Source organism: Colwellia sp., assembly GCF_013214175.1.
Lineage (GTDB): Bacteria > Pseudomonadota > Gammaproteobacteria > Enterobacterales > Alteromonadaceae > Colwellia.
The window spans coordinates 127,022-147,377 of record NZ_JABSPA010000006.1; the positions used below are offsets into that span (position 1 = coordinate 127,022).

A 20,356-nucleotide genomic window follows, 5' to 3' on the forward strand; every position below is an offset into this window, starting at 1 on the left:
AGTTAACCCACGGCCAATTCAACTGGTTTAACGATTGCTTGACGGTCATGATTGATATTGTCTTTGATCAATTGACCATCAAACATCTCTAAGCAACGACTCGCTCTTTTCGCTGACGATGGATCATGGGTAACCATGCAGATAGTTGCGCCATCATGATGAAGTTGATCAAAAAGTTGCAATACCGCTTCGGCATTTTTTGAATCTAAGTTACCAGTAGGTTCATCGGCTAGAATAATAGCCGGATCATTGACTAAAGCTCTGGCAACGGCAACACGCTGTTGCTGACCACCAGATAACTGAGAAGGATAATGATTTTTCCGATGGCCCATCGTAACTTTCGCCAACACCTCATTCACTTTATCTTCAATAAATTTTTTCGATTTTCCTTTTTGATAAGTTAACGGCAACATAACATTTTCAAATACCGTCAGATCTGAAATTAAATTAAACGATTGAAAAACAAAGCCTATTTGTTCACTGCGTATTTTTGCACGTTGATCACGTGTTAAAGCCGACACATCATTTCCTGCCAAGTGATAACTGCCTGAACTAGGCGCATCTAATAATCCTAATAAGGATAATAAGGTTGATTTACCACAACCTGACTGTCCACTTAAGGAAATATATTCACCTTTGTTAATCACCAGGTTAATGTTGTTTAACGCGCGAGTTTCTATTTCTTCGGTTAAAAATGTTTTACTAATATTATTTAAGGTAATGAGTGCTGTCATAATTATTTCCATATCGTATCAACAAGTCATGTTTCAGCTGACCTGCTTTATTGAGTTGTTATTTAGTAATGTTTATTGAGTATTTGATAATGAAGTTTTGCTTAGTTGTAATAGTAAAAAAGGTATTAATTGATCTTAATTTCTTGGTGTTCTTGCCAGCTTGATGTATCAGAAATAATAATTTCATCACCCACCATCAACCCCGCTAAAATTTGAATTTTGTTGACAGAGCTTTGCCCTAAACTCACTAATTTTTTACTGGCGAATTGCTGATCTTCGCTCAATTTATACAAACCGATTTTTGCATGCCTAGGTGCATAAACAGGCCGCTTTACATACAAGGTGTTTTCAATATGACTAATGGCAATTAAACCATCAACGGTTAATTCTGGACGTGCTTCAGCGGGTAGTTCACTGGTTAATTTTACATCTATAAGCACCATACCAGCTTTTACCGCAGGGTCGATGCGTATTACTTCACCAATGATCTCACTGGTACGGGTATCAATGGTAACCAATTGCCCTAATGCGATATCTCTGACCCTAACCTCTTGTACCTGCAATTCTGCAAACAAAGTATTTTGATCCGCTATTAGTGCAACGCTATCACCTACTTGCGCCCGCTCACCAAGTTCCAGTGAAACTTGTTGTACCACGCCTGACGTTGATGCTTTGACTTGTAATGCGGCGACTTGCTCTTTTACTCGTTGGTAATTATTTTCAACTAAACCAATACGCGCTTGTTGAGCTACTTTTGTTGCCGCCATATTCGCTTGCATTTTTTCAGTTTTTTGTTGTTGAGCCAGCCAAAATTGCATTTGTTGCTTAACGGCTAACTGGCTGCGTTGGTGTTCAAGAGCCGAAACCGTCGCATTACCTTGTGCCAAGAGTTGAGTCTCTGCATCCAATTTTAATTTCGCTGATTGATAGCTATATTCTGCAGATAATACTGAGTTTGCTAAATCAACCATTTGAGATTCCAGCATTACTAAAGCAACATGACTTTCAGCCTTTTGCGCCTCAAGCTCCCATCGTGCTTTTTCTAAATTACGATGTAATTCAGGATTCGACAATTGTACCAGCACATCACCTTTATTTACTTTTGCGCCAGCTTTAACAAAAACTTGCTCAGCCCTACCCGATACTTGTGACGATACCCAACGTATATTTAGCGGTTTCAATACACCCGTTGCACGGACATTTACGCGGAAATCACCCTGCTCGACTTTGGCGGTAACCACGGCGTTTCGTTCAATAAAATAAGAGGCATTGCCTAAAACACTTTTTAAATAATAAGTACCCATGAGTAGAATAAAAATAGGTAAAATAAACCAGTATTTTTTCCAAAGTGGTTTTTGAACGGCTGCTCTTGGTATATCCATAAATTATCTTATCTTCATTAGTACGATGATTAGTTATTACAAGTCTTGTGCCAAAGTAAAATAAAACACTAAAGGACTGATAATAGACAATATTTTTAAGAAGTGATAATTCGACAGATACTGAAGTGTATCAATTTCGACACAGTGATGAGCACCAATAGTCGCAGTTTTGATACATGCGCCCGGATGTATCAAGCAAATAATATTAGCGCAAATTGATAAATAACAGCAGCTTGACTTAACCTTAGCGAGGGCTACGCTTTTATATATCCCCTGTGACTTTGTATTTACCATGACTCTAATTTCCCGTACCACTGCCGCTAATATGACTAATAATATTGCCAATAACATCACTGAACTGATCGGCAATACCGATTTATTGCGCATCAATAGTCTAAGCGACTTAACCGGTTGTGAAATATTGTTAAAGTGTGAGCAGCAAAACCCTGGCGGATCAATTAAAGACCGAGCCGCATTACAGTTAGTACAAGACGCCATAGCAAGTGGTCAATTGAAATCCGGCATGACCATAGTTGAAGGCACCGCCGGCAATACTGGTATTGGCCTAGCGCTCGTTGCCAAAGCTTATGGTTTTAATATGTTAGCGGTAATGCCTAGAGGACAAGCTAAAGAGAAGGAGCAAATGATCGCGCTATATAATGCGCAATTGTTGTTAGTTGATGCCTGCCCCTTTGCTGACCCAAAACACTTTTATCATACAGCCAAAAATCTAGGTGAATTTCATGCAGATTATTGGTGGGCCGATCAGTTTGAAAATACCAGTAATTGTAAAGCCCATTACCTCAATACCGGTCCCGAAATTTGGCAACAAACTCAAGGTAATATTGACGCATTGGTTTCAGTAGTCGGTACTGGCGGTACTATAGCAGGTAACTCTCAGTATTTATCAGAGCAAAATCCACAATTACAAACTTGGTTGGTAGACCCCTACGGCTCAGGTATCTACCACTATTTAAAAACCGGCCAGTATCAAGCGAACGGCAGTTCTTTTACCGAAGGCATAGGCATTATGCGCTGTGTAGAGAATTTCCGTCAGGCCAAGATAAATAAAGCCATTAGCTTACCTGATCAAGACTTGGTAACTATTTCCCGAGAGCTAAGCCAATTTGATGGCATATTACTCGGCAGTAGCTCAGCTTTAAATGTTGCTGGTGCCTTATATGCTGCCGCAAAAATGGGCCCTGGCAAAACTATTGTCACCTTTTGCTGTGACTTAGCAGAGCGCTCTTATAGTAAACTTTATAATGCTGATTTCTTAAAAGAAAAAAATATTAGTACTGCGCATGAAACCCTCGCCAGCATGTTTGAACGTTATCAAGCCGAGCCAGCTAGCGTGGTGATTACAGTGCGCTGATTACATTGAGGTAAGTGAAGTAGCACTAACGAGCCAAAACGAGCTCATTTTTCACAAAAGATAAACATTGGGCATTATTGCCACGAAAAATTATTCTTTCGGCCTTTAGTCCTAATTGGTATTGATACATAGGATCATAGTATTCGCTGAGCAAAGGTTTTAGCCAATCAAAATGATAGTGAAGTTGACCCTTTTTCTGTTGGGTTAAGGCCGTACTCTGTATTGCCTTTAATTGGCCATAACGCTCGGTGCCAAGACGCTTTCGTACTTTGAACAGGCCTTGCTCTAAATACTCACTAAAAGCGACAAAGCCTTGTTCAACACCATATTTAGCTTGGTATTGGGCTGTCATTTTTATGATATATTCTTGAAAAATATGCTCAAGTCGATAATCTAAGCTTTCTTCAAGCACCACTAGTGGCGCTAATGCCATGGCTTTACGTAAGCTCTCCGGTAAATGAATGCTGCCAATTGCCCTGCCTTCATCTTCTAAGAGCAAGGTTTGCCCTGAGTTATAGTTACCCGTGATGTATTGTTCAACTAGCTTATTTTCAAAATTGATTTGATTTGATTGTCTGGTAACGAAGCCGCCAAAACTAGAACCTCGATGACCCGCTGCACCTTCTAAATCTAAACTGTTAACACAATGGCTTAGAAAAGGCGTTTTGCCACAGCCAGTATTGCCGGCTAAAATTATCAATGGATGTAATGCTAATTTGTCCAGTTCGTCCAGTAAAAACTGACGAAGGGCTTTATAACCACCGGTAAGCAGTGGATAGTTAACCCCTGATTCCTTTAACCAACGCTGTACCGTTTGCGAACGTAAACCGCCGCGAAAACAATATAAATAGCCTTGTGGATTTTCCCGAGCAAAGTCTTGCCATTGTGCCAACCGACTCGCTTTTGTCTGCCCTGAAACTAAGCTATGGCCTAGAGTGATGGCAGCCGCTTGGCCATTGTTTTTATAACAAAGGCCAACTTCCGCTCGTTCATCGTTATTCATCAGAGGGTAATTTATCGACTGATTAAAAGCGCCCTTTTCAAATTCAATCGGGGCTCGTACATCCATTAAAGGGATTTTATTGCGAATAATAGCGCGAAAATCTGCGCTGTTGGCTCGCTCTATTGTTGAAGTATTGATGGTCATTACAACAGACTCACGGTTGGTGAAGTTGCCGCCACTAGCTCACCAATAGGCTGTAGGTTAAGGCCATTATCTCGACATAGCGCTTCAAATTCTTCCTTGCCTTGTGGTTTTACTGCCACAAGTAAACCGCCACTGGTTTGAGGATCGCACAAAATTGTTCTTTGCTTGGCGCTTAACGGCCCAACGTGATCGCCATAACTGTCAAAATTTCGCTCACAGCCACCAGGTATGCAGCCTTGGTCAATATAATCATTGACGAAATCCATACAGGGTACTTGCTCAAAATCAATAACAGCAGCAACATCACTGCCTTGACACATTTCCAATAGGTGTCCTAAAAGTGCAAAGCCAGTCACATCAGTCATAGCCGTAACGACATCTAGTGCTGCAAACTTCTGTCCAATAGTATTTAAGGTTTTCATCACTTGTGGTGCTAGTTGTGTGTGTTCAGGTAACAGTTTCCCTTGTTTTTCAGCCGTGGTCATAATGCCAATACCTAACGGCTTAGTTAAATACAAAAGATCGCCAACCCCTGCGGTATTGTTTCGCTTAATCTGCGCATTATTGATCAGGCCAGTAACGGCTAAGCCAAAAATAGGCTCAGGCGCATCAATGGAATGGCCGCCCGCTAACGGGATACCAGCCTCAGCACAGATCATTCTTGCTCCATCAAGCACTTGTTGGGCTATTTCTGGCGCTAAAAGTTTTACTGGCCAGCCCAAAATAGCTATCGCCATTAGCGGCTTGCCACCCATGGCATAAATATCGCTAATGGCATTACAGGCGGCAATTTTACCAAAGTCAGTAGGATCATCGACAATGGGCATAAAAAAGTCAGTGGTTGAGATCACGGCTTGATCATTACCAATATCGAAAACAGCCGCGTCATCTTTGGTGCTATTGCCCACTAAAAGTGCGTTATTCTCGGGTAAAGCCAGTGATGACTTTAGCATCACATCAAGTACCGACGGCGAAATTTTACAGCCACAGCCTGCGCCGTGTGAGTATTGGGTCAAACGAATTGTTGTCATGATAATTGGTATAATGAAGAAGCAGGAGACTAATTTACAGTATTAACTCCGCGGTTACACCTGTGGATTAATATTTCTCCGTTGCTATTCAAAGTGCTGGGCTGCAGTGGCAATTCAAATTGCTCAAGTTATTATGGGTTGCCTAATAAGTTCTAAGCGCAGAAGTATATGCCAAAAGGTGCAGCGGTATTTTAAGTTTTGGCATTAAAGGTGGTGAACAAGCAGGTGCTAAATTTATTGATGTACTGCAGATTATTGTGCGTCTTGTTAATATTGGCGATGCTAAATCTCTCGCTTGTCACCCAGCTTCGACAACACATAGACAATTGAGCGCAGAAGAATTGGCTAAGGCTGGCGTGAGCAAGGAAATGGTGTGTTTATCAATTGCTATTGAACATATTGAAGATATTCTTGCAGACGTTGAGCAGGCGTTAATTCTTAGCCAAGAATAACTTTTTTATAGCGACTAAGCACTGATATAGCTTTAGTTGCATTAGTTAGCTAAAAAATAAAACTCTCCACTAGTGATTAGTGAAGAGCTTTAAATTTATCTCAGCTGAGTTAGCTTGAACTAGGTTAAGCCAAGCTCAATCAAGTTAAGTTAAATCTACTCTATTCATATCAAACTAAGCTGGTTAACATCTCATCAGAATAACTCACTAATGGCTGCTTATTGCGGATTTTAGCGACATAATCAGGGTTAGCAATGAAAGGTCGACCAATAGCAATAAGGTCAAACTTATTATCTTCGATTGCCTCACTTGCCGTTTCTGCGGTGTAACTACCCACACCCACTAAAGTTTTACTGTAGTTCGCTCGAACATAACTTGAGGCTTTACCGCCTAAATAATCAAACTCCATACCATCGTCAAAGATACCAATATGTAAAAAGGCTAAATCACGCTTTTCTAACTCTGGTAATAGCAAATCAAATACTTGGCGATCTCGACTGTCACCGGCCATATTAAAGTAGGCTCCTGGTGATACTCTTAACGCAGTTCTGTCATTACCTATTTTTGCGATAATGCCATCAACCACTTCTAAGGCAAAGCGGATCATATTTTCACTGTTGCCGCCGTATTCATCGCTGCGTTGGTTGCTATCATGATGTAAAAATTGGTCGATAAGATAGCCATTAGCACCGTGGATTTCAACACCATCAAAACCTGCTTTAATCGCATTTTCGGCAGCTAAAGCATAATCACTTACTAGTGATTTTATCTCATCAAGGCTCACTGCCTTAGGGGTTTTATAAGTTAGTTCGCGCATTCTAGGAACGTTACCTTCAACACCAATGGCTGATGGTGCTAATACTGGCGCATCATCATTGCCTGCACCGTAAAAATACGGATGTGCTACTCTTCCGGTATGCCAAAGCTGAGCAAATATTTTCCCGCCACTGTTGTGTACTGCAGAAGTAACTACTTGCCAGCCGTCAATTTGAGCTTGAGTAAACAAGCCTGGTGTATTTGGGTAACCTTGACCGTCAGGGCGGATAATTACCGCTTCTGAAATGATTAACCCTGACTCAGCTCTGCGAGCGTAATACTCAGCCATTGCTTGAGTGGGTACTAAATTATCATCAGCCATACAACGTGTTAATGGTGCCATTAATATTTTATTGTTTAAACTAATGCTGTTATTTAACGCGTAAGGTTTGAATAAATTTTCGGTCATGATTTTGTCTCTATCTTGAATGTGCATTCAAGATATCGTTATTTGAACGAACATTCAACTACTATTTTGAATGCTTGTTCAAAATTAGGTATAATCATCGCATCTACTAAAATGAAGACTATATTTTAATGCGTAATGCTGAGTTTGATAGAGAAAAAGTATTAAGAGCTGCCATGAAGGCTTTTATGCATAAAGGTTATGCTAAGACTAGTATGCAAGATCTTAAAAAAGCTACCGGTTTACACCCTGGCTCTATTTACTGTGCTTTTGAAAACAAACGCGGTTTATTATTGGCTGCGCTTGAGCAATACCGTTTAGATAGGAAAACTGAATTTGAGCAGTTTTTTGCTAACTCAACATTAGTCCTAGTTAATTTAAAATCCTATCTTGATAATGTTGTCGCTGAATGTATCAGTTGTGATAGTGCTCAGGCTTGTTTATTAACCAAAGCATTAAGTGAAATCGCTGACCAAGACAGTGAAATTCAACGAGTGATTAGTGATAATTTATCTATGTTACAACAAGCCCTAGCGGAAAAATTTGAGCAAGCTAAAGTAGAAAAAAGTATTAGCGCCGACAAAGATTGTCATCATCTAGCACGGTACTTTTTAATGGGTATATATGGCTTAAGAACTTTTGCATATACTCACCCCGAGGCAAAAGTATTAGAGCAACTTGCTGAGCAGCTTTATCATGATGTTTCTCAGTAACTGAAATCATAAAGTATTTCGCTAATCTGAGTTATTCATGAGTTTACTAGAATATTTAGCGTCTATAACTACCTGGTGCTTGCCCTGTCCAGCGTTTAAATGCGTGTTGAAACGCGGTTGATGAGCCAAAACCCAACAAGTAAGCAATTTCACCTAAGGATAACGTCGTACTACTTACATAACTGACTGCCAAGTCGCACCGTGTATCATTAAGCACCTTTTGAAAACTGCCGCCCTCGTTAATTAAGTTTCGCCTAATTGTCCAGGGCGCAATATTTAGCTGTTCAGCTACTTGTTCAAGAGTTGGTGTTGATACGTTGAGTAAAGGCGTAATCGAACGTGCAACTTTCTCGGTAAAACTCAAACCTAATTGAACACTGGCAAGCTCACTGTCAGCTTCACGTTTAAGTAACCGATACAGTGACTGACATGAGCTTATGCACGGCTTATTAAGTGAGGCAGCATCGATCACCAGTTGGTTAGCAGGCTGATTAAACAGTACCTCACAATCAAAAAACTCATGATATTTATCAACATAGCTTGGTGCTGGAAATTCAAAACACACCCTCTTAACTACATCGGCCGAGCCGACAAGCTCCTTAATAACATTCACCCAGCCCAGCAATACTGAATCAACAACAAAATAGTTATAGTCATTGTAAGGATTGAGCGAATAAAATTCGAGTATGCCATCCCGAGGACCTTCATTTTGAGCTAAATAAAACTTGGATTGACCACGAACGTTGAAGCTATTTAATAGCTCGTAGTGGGTAATCGCAGTGCATATTTGCCTAAGGTCGCCTGCGGTCAAAGCGATTAAACCAGGTACACCTAAATTTGTTGCTGCGGTCATCCGCCCCATCTCCAGTCCTAACCAGGGAGTCCCTGTTAGCTTAATACAAGCATGACCAAGCAGCAGAAGTTTGGGAATGCTGATGCGTGCATCGGGAGACGCGATAACGGCTGGGCTTATCGAATATAGCTCGAAAAGTTCGACCACATCACAATCTAACTTAGCCATTGTCTTCGCTATGATCTCGATATATGACACCGAAATTTCACCTAACTTCATACAACATCCTTTGCCCTTACAACAAGTGTATTGTTAGTGTACTTCAAGTGTATTGTTAGTGTAAACAATCATAAAATTGTAATTATTAGTCATTTTCTAAGTGGAGCATTAGGGATATTGTGGATGTAATTAAACGTAAACGAGGTTTGGATCAATAGAGATAAATGCGAAGCGATAGGTCTTTAGCCCCAGCCCGCTTTTATTATTTTGTGGTTCATTCGGTGTTTACTTAGCCAGCAAACAAACCCAAATAACAATAAGAGAGCACAATATGATTAAGCACTGCATCTTTGGTAAACAGCATTGGAAAAAATCTTTAATCTTGTCCGCCATATTAGCAACTCTAACGCTATCAGGGTGCGTTGACGAAGGAAGTGACGGCGCTAACGGCATAGATGGTATTCAGGGAGCAAACGGAGCCGATGGTGAAAATGCCACCATCGACCAGTCTATGGTCACCAGTTCTGGTTTCGCCTTTCCTGGCGATGCGATATTTGTTCAACCTTTTGCAGTCGATGGCGACGATATAACGGACGAGCTAGTATTGGCCCTTTTTGAAATACCAGCAGGTTCAACAGTGGTATTGCCTCAAGGAAATTTCACTGTATCCGAAACTATCGCCATTGCCGCAGCAGATAATTTTACCCTTACGGGTTATGGCATCAATGAAACCACCTTAGACTTTACCAATGCAACGGGAGACGATGGTTTTCGTTTCGAAGGTGGCATTAATATATCGATTAGAGATTTTAGTGTACTTGAAGCCAATAAAAATGGCATTAAAGTAGTGAGTGCTAATGGTGTTTATATCGCCTATACCGGCACTGTCTGGAATGGCCCGCTCGAAGCGGATAATGGCGCGTATGGTCTTTACCCTCTACAAAGTCAAAACATCCTTATTGAACATAATTATGCTTATGGCTCAGCCGATGCAGGGGTTTATGTCGGACAGTCAAACAACATCGTTATTCGAAATAACGTCGCCAAAAATAATGTCGCGGGTATTGAAATTGAAAACTCTACCATGGCCGATGTTTATGACAATGTCGCCATAGGAAACACCGGTGGCATTCTAGCTTTTGATCTTCCGGGTTTGACTCAAGCATACGGCGGAAACATCCGTATTTTCAACAATGAAATTATCGCAAATAATGCTGAAAATGTCGGTTCAGGTGCCGTTGGTATAGTACCTCCAGGCACTGGTATGCTAATATTTTCAGTCAGTGATGTTGAAATTTACAATAATACTTTCACCGATAATGAAACCTCTTCAATTGAAATAGCCAGTTATTTCTTAGCCAACGATGATGTTGCAGCATACCCCACCACCTACGGCGCAACGATGACCGATGGCTGGTCACCACTAACCAAGAATATTAATATCCACGGCAACAGCATTTCACGCTCTGGCGCTGATCCTCGAGGTGCTTTAGTTACCGAGATTGTGGCTGGGTATACCCTGATGTTGGGCCAAACGATGCCAGCGATCCTTTACGGCGGCGTTGGTGAGTCACTTTCAAATGCTGGCGTTATTGCCGGATTTAATGCTTTAGTTGGCGCAGATGCACTTGCCGACGGCGTTAATTACGACCCCTACCTAGCAAAAGATTTAGTCTGTGCCAGTGGTAATATCGACAATAACTCTGCCGCCTCATCACTCGAATTTCCCGAGGTAAATATCGGCGTTGTTTATACCGCAGATCCAACTACACCGGCACTTGCTTTTGATACTGTGCAAGGAAATTCTCATTTACTTAATTGTACACAACCGAGACTTGCCCCTGCAGTAGTTACCTTCAGAGGTAAAAAATATGGCTGTCTAGGTGATGATATCGCGACATTGGCTTGTGCTTTATAACAACAACTTATTCTTGCATTCAATATTAAACTTGCTGGCGAAATTAAAACGTCGCCAGCTTCAAATGTAGTGGTAATGACTATGATACAAACAAGAAAATACCAGAAGTCACATAATTTAATCCTAGCGGGTATAACCGCATTATTACTTACAGCCTGTGGCGGTAGTGACGAAAGCACTGATCAGGTTGAAATGCCACCTGTTGAAACAACGCCGCCTGTTAATTTAATCAATGCTAATGCTGGTGGTCCTGATGAAAACAAGGGTGATTGTGATGCAACAACTGAAGGGGTTAACTGGAATGCGTTAATGACAGAAACTTGTCGTAACTTATCTGATTACAACCTATTTCAAGACAGCATGAACCCAACTGAAAACCCAAGCAATGGTGGGGTCGCCTTCAATTTAGCGGTACCACTATTTACTGACTATGCCTCAAAATACCGATTTATTTTTATTCCTGAAGGAAAGAAAATTAATTATAGTCAAAATGAAGTACTGGATTTTCCCGTTGGTACCGTCTTGGTAAAAACATTTGCCATGCCCGCAGATACCGCAAATCGTGATGGTGAAGAGCTTATAATTGAAACCAGATTATTAATCCACCGAGAAAATGGCTGGGTAGCACGCCCCTATTATTGGTCTGATGTCACCGATGCAAAAATTGCCATTACAGGTAAAACGATTGCAGACATGACTACCACGCACAAAGGGGAAGTGAAAACCTTCAGCTACTCGGTACCGAAAGCCTCTGCTTGTACGAGTTGTCATTCAGTAGTGCCGTTAAGCCAAGGCGCAGATGATATAAGACAGCCGATATTTAAACCAATAGGTCCAAAAGCGCGAAACCTTAACATTGAACATGTTTACCATGACAGTACCGCTAATCAACTACAGTATTTAGCTGATAATCAGGTGTTAATTGGCTTACCAACGGATTTTTCAACCATAGATAAAGTTGATATTTTCAACGATGATCTTGATATTACAACGCTGCCGCATGAACAAGTAATGGACACGGCAAGAGCTTATCTTGATATTAACTGTGCGCATTGCCATCGCTCTGAATTAACTATTCCTGAAGCGAATTACGCAGGTCCAGCTGGTGGTAGCGGTTTACAGCTAGAATATAACCGTGATTACGCAGAAAACCCGCAACGTTTTGGCGTTTGTAAAGTAGCGGTAGCTGGTGGCCACGCAGATTACCCTGCTGATGTTATCCCAGGCAGCTCTGATAAATCGTACTTATTATTTAGAATGAGTACCAATGAGCAACGTCATCGAATGCCTGAACTAGGCAGGAGTACTGTTCATGCAGAAGGTGTTAATTTAGTTAAGTACTGGATTGATAACCTAACGCGAGCGGACTGTTCTTAGTCTCCCTAACAGTTAACTTTTAACGGTTAAGAAATAGGAAATAGGAAATAGGAAATAGGAAATAGGAAATAGGAAATAGGAAATAGGAAAACTATCAAGCCGAACGAGGTAAATCGTTCGGCTTTTTTAATTATACTCCCGCCAATATTACTGACCAATACAGTGTTGCTATTGAAGAAACGACACTGAATTAAAGCGAGCATTTGAAGTTGTCCTTTTTAGCACACCTTTTGGCACACTATGCAAAGCGAGTTTATTAATATCTATTTAAAATCACCTTAATCTGAAGTGCTAAGTCTTAATATGAAAAATGCACTTCATAAGAAAAATACAAAATAAACACATCAAATAGGTAATTTAAAAGTAGTTATGAAAAAGTTATTAGTTAGTTTAGCCGTTGTCACTGCACTTGGTTCGTTATCAGTACAGGCAGATGAAGCCACTAAAGTTGCAGATAAAGCAACTGTAGACAAAGTAGCTGTAGATAAGACCGTTTCTGATAAAGGCAATACAGAAGTTATTGTTACTGAGAAACAGTGGGATATTGGTATTGGTCAATCTTGGGATATGACAATGCTAGAAGCAATGTACGGTGATGATGACTCTTCGGTTGGTTTAGTTATTGGTCATGATAGTATCGATGAGGCTTATATTGATGCTTCAGCAACTATGTTCTTGCTTAATGGTAGATTTGAATTCGGTGCAAAAGAGCAGCTTATTAGAGCTTATTTTGAAGGTGGTTTTGGCTTTACACTAAGTGAGATTAACACTTACTACGGTAGTGAAAGCGATACATTACTAACGTCAATGTTAGGTGCTGGTTTAAGCCTTAACTTTACAGAGAAGTTAACTGGTCGCGTTGGTTATAGACACTTCTTCTTATCAAACAGTGATGCTTCAGATAATGACGGTGATGTGTTCTTCAACGTAAGCTATAAGTTCTAGGGATAATAAATGGGGTCAGAGTAAGATTAACCTTTTGCCCCTTGCCTCTTCACTTAGTCTGCTTTCACCTTTTGGTAAAAGCTGGCAAAGCAACTGCCTTACTGTTATGAATAAACATCAAATTTCAGCCACAAAAAAACCAGCTAGTAGCTGGTTTATTGTATTCAAGCTATTGATAAGCTTGAATTGGTACCGGAAGACGGACTTGAACCGTCACGCTCGAAAGCATCGGATTTTGAATCCGACGTGTCTACCAATTCCACCACTCCGGCAACACAGTGACTTTAGCTATAAGCTAAAGAGGATGGCATTATACGAAACTTAATTAACTAAGCAACAAGTTTTTCATAGCAATTACGTTAACTGATGTTTATTTATGCTATTCCAGCAGCGATACACCATTTCAGCTCATTATGGTCCCTGCCAATAGTCATTTAGGTAATTCAAGAAAGTAATGAACTGAATAAAATAGTTAACTGAATGAGGTAGTCGACTGAATAAGAAGTTAATCAGGCACCTTAAGGTTAAAGTCTTTTATTAAGACTTCTTTACCATTTATCTGTATCGCTACTTGGTGTTTGCCCGAATAATACTTACGTGTAGTAATAGCTTTCATCTTATGTTGCTTCGTTAGCTCAATACTTGCTTTGCTTTTTAAGGACAGCTCTTTCAATTTAAAAACTTTTGCAGATAACTGTCCATTCGCTTTCATATGATAGATGACAAAATCGATAGCAAGCTTTTGATTGCTCATTGATGTGGATGTTAGCTGCACAGTAAAAGTTAAGGTATCACCCAGTGTTAATTGAGTATTTAGTAAGGATAAATCTTCGGCCAAGAGTTTTGGGCTTTTAGTAAAACCCAACAGTGGAAATACCTGAGGATGCCCTGATTTAATTAAACTACGACAAGCGTGTTTAATAACCCATTGAGTATTACTTGAAGCATCTTTTTGCCAGCGTTTGCATATCTCAATAACAATATCAGGATTGTCTTTTGCTATATCATTTAGGTGATTGGCAACCGAGCGGCGTACATATTCACTGTCATCATCTTTAAGTTGTTCTAACAAGGCGAGGTTTGGTTTAGGGTCTAGGCAAAAGTCCTGCAACCTTATGCCCCAAGGCAAACGTGGCCTTGTGCCTTCAGAAATTAGTCGTCTTACATGGTAGTCTTCATCCGTTACCCATTGGCTTAAATATTTAGCCGATAATTCTGGGTACTTTTCAATAAAAGGTCGAATAGCAAACTCAGCTGAAAACAAACTGGTTAAATACCGTAGACAATCAAAAGCTAAATCAGGATTATCTATGCCATATTTTGCAACAAAATCAGTGACTGGCCAAGCAGCAAATGAGCGTAATGGATCTTCAGGGTTACCATAATCCCAATGAGGTTTTAGCTGGATAAAAGTTGCATGACAAGCGGCAAAGTCTTGCGGTAAATACTTAGCTAAAACATCAATAAAGTGGTTAACCCTCTGCTTAAGTTCAAGTGATGCTAAACCAATATCAATTTGTTGTAAAAATTGTTCGACTGCAAAGTCAGGGTAAACCTGACTAATCGCACTAGCAATACGCTGTGCCGATACAGCATTTAATCCATCTTTCATTAACATGTAATACCAATTTCATTAAATTATTGCTCACTTGTGCAGGTTAAAATACACCATGTCTGCGTTGCTCTCAATCCCAATAGCTAGCTATTGCTCAATCGAGCGCCTTGCCCTGATATATTCTTCCTATACACAACAAGATCACAAACTTAATGAAACTGGTATAACTACCTTGTTTCCCTTAGAAGAGAATGCTTATTTTTATAAATCACGTTATTAATTACCAAACACTATCACTGACATTCAAACTTCAAACTTCAAACTTCAAACTTCAAACTTCAAACTTCAAACTTGATGAGCATTTAAAAAGATATCAACAGCCTTGGCAACCTGATGGGTGATTTCTTCATCACTGGCTTTTTTATTGGGTAATAATAGGCTTCTGGTATGTAATGGTCCTTTTGCCATTTCAATTAGCATTTGAGCACTAAAGTGACAATTATCAATTTTTAAGATTTTTTGATCTTTCAGCCATTCTAAGTAATCTGCTAAAGGTAGGATGCCAGTCATAGGTCCTTTTTGATAAATCATTTCGCCCAATTCTGGAAACTTCACCACTTGCTGCACCACTAAACGAAACAGTGACATCAACTCTGGTGATAACATGCCTTTAACAAACTTAAAACATACTTGGTTTAGCGCTTCTTTGGCTGGTATGTCGCGATTAATCGAAGTTAAAATTTCAGATTGCTCTTTCACTTGCCTTTGAATAACGGCCATCAACAAGCCCTGCTTATTACCAAACTCATTATAAATTGAGCGTCTTGAACCACCCGCCTCATTAATGATCATTGCTAAAGACGTTTCATCAAAGCCTTGATGATAAAAAAGATGTTGTGCTGCATCTAATATCAACAGACCTCTTGCGCTGAGTTTGGTAATTTCTATAGTGCTGTCTTTAACCATCTTGGATTGCCGTATTGTAACTATATTGTTGACTTTGGTACTGTATAGTACCAAACTATCCGGTACTAGGCAGTACCAATTGTACAGCTTAGTAAAAATGAACTTTACTCATAGGGACATCCCTGCACTTTTGCCAAGCCAAAAGTAACCAAAGGAACAAGCATGCGCGCGCTCTCATTTATACTAATGACTCTATTACTCGTTGGTTGTAATAAACCAGCAAAAGACATAATCGAACCAATTCGCCCGATAAAGTGGACACAAGTTAGTCTTTCATCACTTGAACAAATACGGGTATTATCTGGTATTGTAGCTCCCGTTGAAGCGACAAAACTCAGCTTTGAAGTCAGCGGTAAAATTGAACAGATTAATGTTAACTTGGGTGCGCATGTCCGAAAAGATCAACCATTAGCCCTATTATATAAACGTAGTTTTAATCTAGAACTGCAATCTGCTAAGGCAAAGTATCAACAATCGAAGGCGAGTTTAGCTGATGCTAAAAACACTTATGCTCGTTATCAAGCCTTGCTAAAACAAGGTGTTGTTTCACAATCAGGTTTTGACAATGCCAAAGCAAGTTATGATTCTAACAGTAGTGCTGTTGCGGTTGCACAGGCGCAATTAGATATTGCCAATAAGAACCTGCAAGACAGTATTTTACGTGCTCCCTATGATGGCATTATTACTCGGCGATTATTTGAGCCGTCTCAGCAGATTACTTCCGGACAGTCTGTCTTTGAAATCGAAGGTAAACACGGCTTAGAAATTCAGATTATGGTGCCCGAAACCTTAATTCAAGAATTAACCCAAAACGCTATTTTACCGATAATGTTCCCAGTATTACCTAAGATAAAAATGAATGGTCGTATCACCGAAATAGGTACTAGAGCAGAGTCTGCCAATGCATTTCCGGTAACTGTAGTTTTGCAAGGTGATAACCCATTATTACGCGCAGGCATGACAGCGGAAGTTGAGTTTATGTTTGAGGGCGTAGGTAGAACAGGACATAAAGGCCCTTCTATCAAGGTACCTCTTACAGCGATTAGCGCCGGACTAGAACAAAAAGCTTATGTATTTGTCTATAACAGCGATGAAAAAGTAGTACACCGCAGAGAAATAAAAACAGAAAACATCTTAAACAACCAAGTATATATATCTTCTGGATTACAGCCGGGTGAAATAATCGCCACAGCTGGGGTTGCCTTCCTTAGAGATGGCCAACAAGTTAGTTTGCTAGATACTAAAATCAAGCGATTTAACTAAGCCGAGCCTAAGGAAAAATAATGAATTTAACCAAAATCGCCTTTAAGTATCGTAAAAGTGTTTTTTTACTACTGGGTGTCATGTTGATCAATGGTGTTTTTGCCTACTTCACCTTGCCTGCGCAAGAAGACCCGACTATCACCATACGTGAAGCTATTATCAGCACATCTTTTCCTGGTATGTCGCCAGACAGAGTTGAACAACTTATCACCAAAAAGTTGGAAGAGGAAATACGCAAAATCCCCGAGGTTGAGGAAATTAAATCAACCTCCACTATCGGTTTATCCATTGTCCATGTAAAAGTTTATGATCGTTATTTCAACCTTGACGATATATGGCAAAACGTACGTAATAAAACCACGGCAGCACATCAAAAAATGCCATCGGGTACACGTACTCCTTATGTAAATGACGAATTTGGTGATGTTTCAGTTATCACCCTAGCCTTAACCGCCGATGGTTTTGGTATGGGTGAAATGTATGATATTGCCCAACATATACGCGACAGTTTATATGGTGTGGAAGGTACTAAAAAAATTGAAATACTCGGCCGTCAAGAAGAACGAATTTTTCTCGAAGTATCTAATGCCAAATTAGCACAACTGGGCATATCGCCAGAGGCGTTAATATCGGAGCTGCAAAATCAAAACATTATTAGCTCTGGTGGCCAAATAGACACCGGAGCCATCAGTTTTATTGTTGAGCCTTCAGGTAACTTTAATAGCACCTTAGATATTGCCAATACCTATATCAACATCCCCAATAGCGAGAATTTTATCGCCTTAAAAGATGTGGTAACCCTACGTAGAGACTATCTTGATCCGCCTGACAAACTTGCTTACTTTAATGGCCAACCAGCAATATTCTTTGCCATTTCTATGTTGCCCGAATATAACTTATTGGAATTTGCCCCACGGGTGATGGAAAAATCAGATGAGGTAGCCAGCACTTTACCGGTAGGTTATACAATCAATGTTGCTACTTACCAAGCCGATCAAGTAGAGAAAACCATTAGAGGTGTCTCGGTAAATGTATTACAAACACTGGCGATTGTACTGGTGGTGGTGATTTTATTTTTAGGTCTGCGAGTTGGTCTTATTGTTGGCGCTATTGTTCCTTTTGTTATGCTTACCACACTCACCATAATGCATTTTGCCGATATGAAATTAGAGCGGATGAGCTTAGCGACCTTGATTATTTCATTAGGCTTGTTAGTAGATAACGGCATTGTTATCGCCGAAGATTTTAAGCGTCGTTTAGAGAAAGGCATTGCCCGTTATGATGCTATGTTACAAGGCAGTCAAGAATTAGCAATTCCCTTACTTAGCTCATCTATTACCACTATTTTATTTTTCTTACCCCTGATGCTAGCTGAACATGTTGCCGGTGAATATACCCGCTCTATTTCTTTGGTGATATTAATTACCTTATTAACTAGTTGGATATTGGCTTTATGTGTCACGCCATTATTATGTTATTTCTTCATTACTCCCCCAAAGAAAACTGATACAGAGGGTTTGGACGTCAACAATGAACAGAGCAGTGTTGGAAAGTTTTATGCCTACTACGAGGTGTTTTTGCATTGGTTATTAACACATAAAGCATTATTTATCGGCGCTATGCTGATGCTCTTTGTTACCTCGATAATAGCAATGGGTTCGGTCGCTAAACAGTTTTTTCCGGACTCTGATCGCACACAAATCATTATCAATATTGACTTGCCTAATGGCACCTCATCAAAAGAAACTAACCGCCAGATGAAAGAGATATTCTCATGGCTAGATAACAAAACACGTTTTGATTTTATCGACAGTTACTCTGGTTATGTCGGCTTTAGTGGCCCACGTTTTGTTATGTCACTGGCGCCAGAAGATCCTGCGCAGAATAAAGGTTTTATTGTTCTTAATGTAAAGGATGAAACCGATATTTCCGCTAAGGTACTTATGTTAGACCGTGACATAGAACATGACTTCCCTAATGTATCAGCTCGGGTAAGTAAGATGTTTTTAGGTCCATCTGACTCGAATACCATTAAAATACAAGTAAAGGGCCCAGACAAAAATATTATCTATAAGAAGGCGCAGCAGATTATGGATGTACTGCATGACACGCCAAATACCCTAGATATTAGAACCGACTGGGAAAACCTGATTGTTAAAATTGACGTGCAAATTGATCAACTCAGAGCAAAACGTTCCGGATTAACTTCTTCTGAAATAGCGCAAGCACTGGAGACCTACTTTTCAGGTACACAAATCACTGAATATCGTGAAGGCGATGAAATAATTCCCGTGATCCTTAGAGCAGAACAAGCTGAACGAGAAAACTTAGACCGGTTAAGAACCTTAACTATATACTCTAAAAAAACCGGAAAAAGTGTACCCTTATTTCAAGTAGCAACACTGGCACCCAATAATCAATTTTCAATTATTCAGCATGAAGATTTATTTAGAACGGTAAGTATTCAAGCGCGAAATACTGGCATGGCAGCAGAAGACTTAAAATCGATAATAGATGAAAGGATTCAAGCACTAAAACTCGACTTACCTGTTAACCATAGTATTGAATATGATGGCGTGATTAAAGAGTCTCGTGAAGCACAAAAGGCTTTAGGGGCAAGTATGCCAATAGTGTTAGGACTTATTTTGATGTTGCTAGTGGCACAATTTAATTCTTTCAGACAAGCGGCAGTGATCACCCTAACTATCCCATTAGCCTTTATCGGCGCTGTAATGGGATTGTTTTTGATGCAAGCACCGTTTGGCTTTATGGTGACTCTAGGGCTATATAGTTTAGCGGGTATCATCATTAATAACGCTATCGTCTTAATTGATAGAATTAAGATTGAAACTGCTTCTGGTAAGTCTGACTATCAAGCTGTGGTTGATGCCTGTTTAACTAGACTAAGACCCATAGCGATGACCACCATTACTACCGTGATGGGTTTATTACCACTAATAATCAGTAAAGACCCGCTATTTTACGGTATGGCCAATGTTATTGCCTTTGGATTAGGCATAGGCACTATTTTAACCCTAGCGGTAGTGCCGGCATTATATTGTAGCTTTTATAAAATTACGGATACTCGCCCTAGTACCGCCCAGTTAAACCTTAGTTAACTAGAGTACAGGTTAGTTAACCAAGTGAAGGCTCTTCGAGCTTTAATTATCTAACAAACAAAAAAGCCAATTTTCTTTGATAAGGAGTCTCCTTCAAGAAAATTGGCTTTTTTTGTTAGCGCTTAAAACTAGTGCTATTAACGCT

At 40.0% G+C, this 20,356-nt stretch carries 15 protein-coding genes, 1 tRNA gene and 1 pseudogene; 8 read left to right on the forward strand and 9 right to left on the reverse strand.

The annotated features are described in order from the left end of the window. Positions 1-2 precede the first annotated feature (2 nt). Both HRT55_RS14875 and HRT55_RS14880 read right to left on the reverse strand, forming a co-directional pair. Positions 3-734, reverse strand: coding sequence for an ABC transporter ATP-binding protein (locus HRT55_RS14875; RefSeq protein WP_291622514.1), 732 nt, complete (start codon positions 732-734; stop codon positions 3-5). Between the two features lie 125 nt (positions 735-859). Next, the gene (locus HRT55_RS14880; RefSeq protein WP_291622517.1) at positions 860-2,116 is read right to left on the reverse strand and encodes an HlyD family efflux transporter periplasmic adaptor subunit; all 1,257 of its coding nucleotides are present in this window, start codon (positions 2,114-2,116) and stop codon (positions 860-862) included. Positions 2,117-2,408: 292 nt separating this feature from the next. Here HRT55_RS14880 and HRT55_RS14885 point away from each other — a divergent pair, with 292 nt between their 5' ends. Continuing rightward, complete coding sequence (locus HRT55_RS14885; RefSeq protein WP_291622519.1) at positions 2,409-3,491, forward strand: cysteine synthase A; 1,083 nt, start codon at positions 2,409-2,411, stop codon at positions 3,489-3,491. Positions 3,492-3,516: 25 nt separating this feature from the next. Here HRT55_RS14885 and mnmH read toward each other — a convergent pair whose 3' ends face one another. Both mnmH and selD read right to left on the reverse strand, forming a co-directional pair. Beyond that, on the reverse strand, positions 3,517-4,638 hold the full coding sequence (gene mnmH, locus HRT55_RS14890; RefSeq protein ID WP_291622521.1) for a tRNA 2-selenouridine(34) synthase MnmH: 1,122 nt from the start codon (positions 4,636-4,638) through the stop codon (positions 3,517-3,519). Then, the gene (gene selD, locus HRT55_RS14895) at positions 4,638-5,672 is read right to left on the reverse strand and encodes a selenide, water dikinase SelD (protein ID WP_291622768.1); all 1,035 of its coding nucleotides are present in this window, start codon (positions 5,670-5,672) and stop codon (positions 4,638-4,640) included. Before selD ends, mnmH begins: the two co-directional genes overlap by 1 nt. A gap of 149 nt (positions 5,673-5,821) precedes the next feature. Between selD and HRT55_RS14900 the strand changes: the two are divergent. Further along, a pseudogene (locus tag HRT55_RS14900) lies at positions 5,822-6,121 on the forward strand (PLP-dependent transferase); the annotation flags it as partial. A 169-nt stretch (positions 6,122-6,290) separates the two neighbouring features. Here the strand turns inward: HRT55_RS14900 and HRT55_RS14905 are convergent. Continuing rightward, positions 6,291-7,346 carry an alkene reductase gene (locus tag HRT55_RS14905; protein WP_291622523.1) on the reverse strand — a complete coding sequence of 352 codons (1,056 nt, stop codon included), beginning with the start codon at positions 7,344-7,346 and terminating at the stop codon, positions 6,291-6,293. Between the two features lie 128 nt (positions 7,347-7,474). Between HRT55_RS14905 and HRT55_RS14910 the strand changes: the two genes are divergently transcribed. Next, a complete protein-coding gene (locus HRT55_RS14910; protein ID WP_291622525.1) occupies positions 7,475-8,056 on the forward strand; it encodes a TetR/AcrR family transcriptional regulator in 582 nt (193 codons plus the stop codon). Between the two features lie 55 nt (positions 8,057-8,111). On the opposite strand, the gene HRT55_RS14915 is transcribed toward HRT55_RS14910, so the two are convergent. Next, entirely contained in the window at positions 8,112-9,128 is a 1,017-nt protein-coding gene (locus HRT55_RS14915; protein ID WP_291622526.1) for an AraC family transcriptional regulator, read from the reverse strand. 271 nt (positions 9,129-9,399) lie between these two features. On the opposite strand from HRT55_RS14915, the gene HRT55_RS14920 reads away from it, so the two are divergent. From HRT55_RS14920 to HRT55_RS14930, 3 genes are all read left to right on the forward strand, one after another. Further along, complete coding sequence (locus HRT55_RS14920) at positions 9,400-10,986, forward strand: parallel beta-helix domain-containing protein (protein WP_291622528.1); 1,587 nt, start codon at positions 9,400-9,402, stop codon at positions 10,984-10,986. Positions 10,987-11,067: 81 nt separating this feature from the next. After that, positions 11,068-12,363: an SO2930 family diheme c-type cytochrome gene (locus HRT55_RS14925; protein ID WP_291622530.1), complete on the forward strand. Its 1,296-nt coding sequence runs from the start codon at positions 11,068-11,070 to the stop codon at positions 12,361-12,363. A gap of 369 nt (positions 12,364-12,732) precedes the next feature. Next, on the forward strand, positions 12,733-13,308 hold the full coding sequence (locus tag HRT55_RS14930) for an outer membrane beta-barrel protein (RefSeq protein WP_291622532.1): 576 nt from the start codon (positions 12,733-12,735) through the stop codon (positions 13,306-13,308). Positions 13,309-13,495: 187 nt separating this feature from the next. On the opposite strand, the gene HRT55_RS14935 is transcribed toward HRT55_RS14930, so the two are convergent. The 3 genes from HRT55_RS14935 to HRT55_RS14945 all read right to left on the reverse strand — a co-directional run bounded on the left by HRT55_RS14935 (position 13,496) and on the right by HRT55_RS14945 (position 15,829). Continuing rightward, a tRNA-Leu gene (locus HRT55_RS14935) sits at positions 13,496-13,580 on the reverse strand. Between the two features lie 233 nt (positions 13,581-13,813). Next, a complete protein-coding gene (locus tag HRT55_RS14940; protein WP_291622534.1) occupies positions 13,814-14,920 on the reverse strand; it encodes a DNA alkylation repair protein in 1,107 nt (368 codons plus the stop codon). Between the two features lie 288 nt (positions 14,921-15,208). Next, on the reverse strand, positions 15,209-15,829 hold the full coding sequence (locus HRT55_RS14945) for a TetR/AcrR family transcriptional regulator (protein WP_291622536.1): 621 nt from the start codon (positions 15,827-15,829) through the stop codon (positions 15,209-15,211). 162 nt (positions 15,830-15,991) lie between these two features. On the opposite strand from HRT55_RS14945, the gene HRT55_RS14950 reads away from it, so the two are divergent. Together HRT55_RS14950 and HRT55_RS14955 are read left to right on the forward strand one after the other, a co-directional pair. Beyond that, entirely contained in the window at positions 15,992-17,092 is a 1,101-nt protein-coding gene (locus HRT55_RS14950) for an efflux RND transporter periplasmic adaptor subunit (RefSeq protein ID WP_291622538.1), read from the forward strand. A gap of 20 nt (positions 17,093-17,112) precedes the next feature. Next, the gene (locus tag HRT55_RS14955) at positions 17,113-20,211 is read left to right on the forward strand and encodes an efflux RND transporter permease subunit (RefSeq protein WP_291622540.1); all 3,099 of its coding nucleotides are present in this window, start codon (positions 17,113-17,115) and stop codon (positions 20,209-20,211) included. The last annotated feature ends 145 nt before the right edge of the window (positions 20,212-20,356 follow it).

Coding starts and splice junctions, on each gene's coding strand:
- HRT55_RS14875 (WP_291622514.1), bottom strand. CDS start 734: ATGACAGCACTCATTACCTTAAATAATATTAGTAAAACATTTTTAACC.
- HRT55_RS14880 (WP_291622517.1), bottom strand. CDS start 2,116: ATGGATATACCAAGAGCAGCCGTTCAAAAACCACTTTGGAAAAAATAC.
- HRT55_RS14885 (WP_291622519.1), top strand. CDS start 2,409: ATGACTCTAATTTCCCGTACCACTGCCGCTAATATGACTAATAATATT.
- mnmH (WP_291622521.1), bottom strand. CDS start 4,638: ATGACCATCAATACTTCAACAATAGAGCGAGCCAACAGCGCAGATTTT.
- HRT55_RS14905 (WP_291622523.1), bottom strand. CDS start 7,346: ATGACCGAAAATTTATTCAAACCTTACGCGTTAAATAACAGCATTAGT.
- HRT55_RS14910 (WP_291622525.1), top strand. CDS start 7,475: ATGCGTAATGCTGAGTTTGATAGAGAAAAAGTATTAAGAGCTGCCATG.
- HRT55_RS14915 (WP_291622526.1), bottom strand. CDS start 9,128: ATGAAGTTAGGTGAAATTTCGGTGTCATATATCGAGATCATAGCGAAG.
- HRT55_RS14920 (WP_291622528.1), top strand. CDS start 9,400: ATGATTAAGCACTGCATCTTTGGTAAACAGCATTGGAAAAAATCTTTA.
- HRT55_RS14925 (WP_291622530.1), top strand. CDS start 11,068: ATGATACAAACAAGAAAATACCAGAAGTCACATAATTTAATCCTAGCG.
- HRT55_RS14930 (WP_291622532.1), top strand. CDS start 12,733: ATGAAAAAGTTATTAGTTAGTTTAGCCGTTGTCACTGCACTTGGTTCG.
- HRT55_RS14940 (WP_291622534.1), bottom strand. CDS start 14,920: ATGAAAGATGGATTAAATGCTGTATCGGCACAGCGTATTGCTAGTGCG.
- HRT55_RS14945 (WP_291622536.1), bottom strand. CDS start 15,829: ATGGTTAAAGACAGCACTATAGAAATTACCAAACTCAGCGCAAGAGGT.
- HRT55_RS14950 (WP_291622538.1), top strand. CDS start 15,992: ATGCGCGCGCTCTCATTTATACTAATGACTCTATTACTCGTTGGTTGT.
- HRT55_RS14955 (WP_291622540.1), top strand. CDS start 17,113: ATGAATTTAACCAAAATCGCCTTTAAGTATCGTAAAAGTGTTTTTTTA.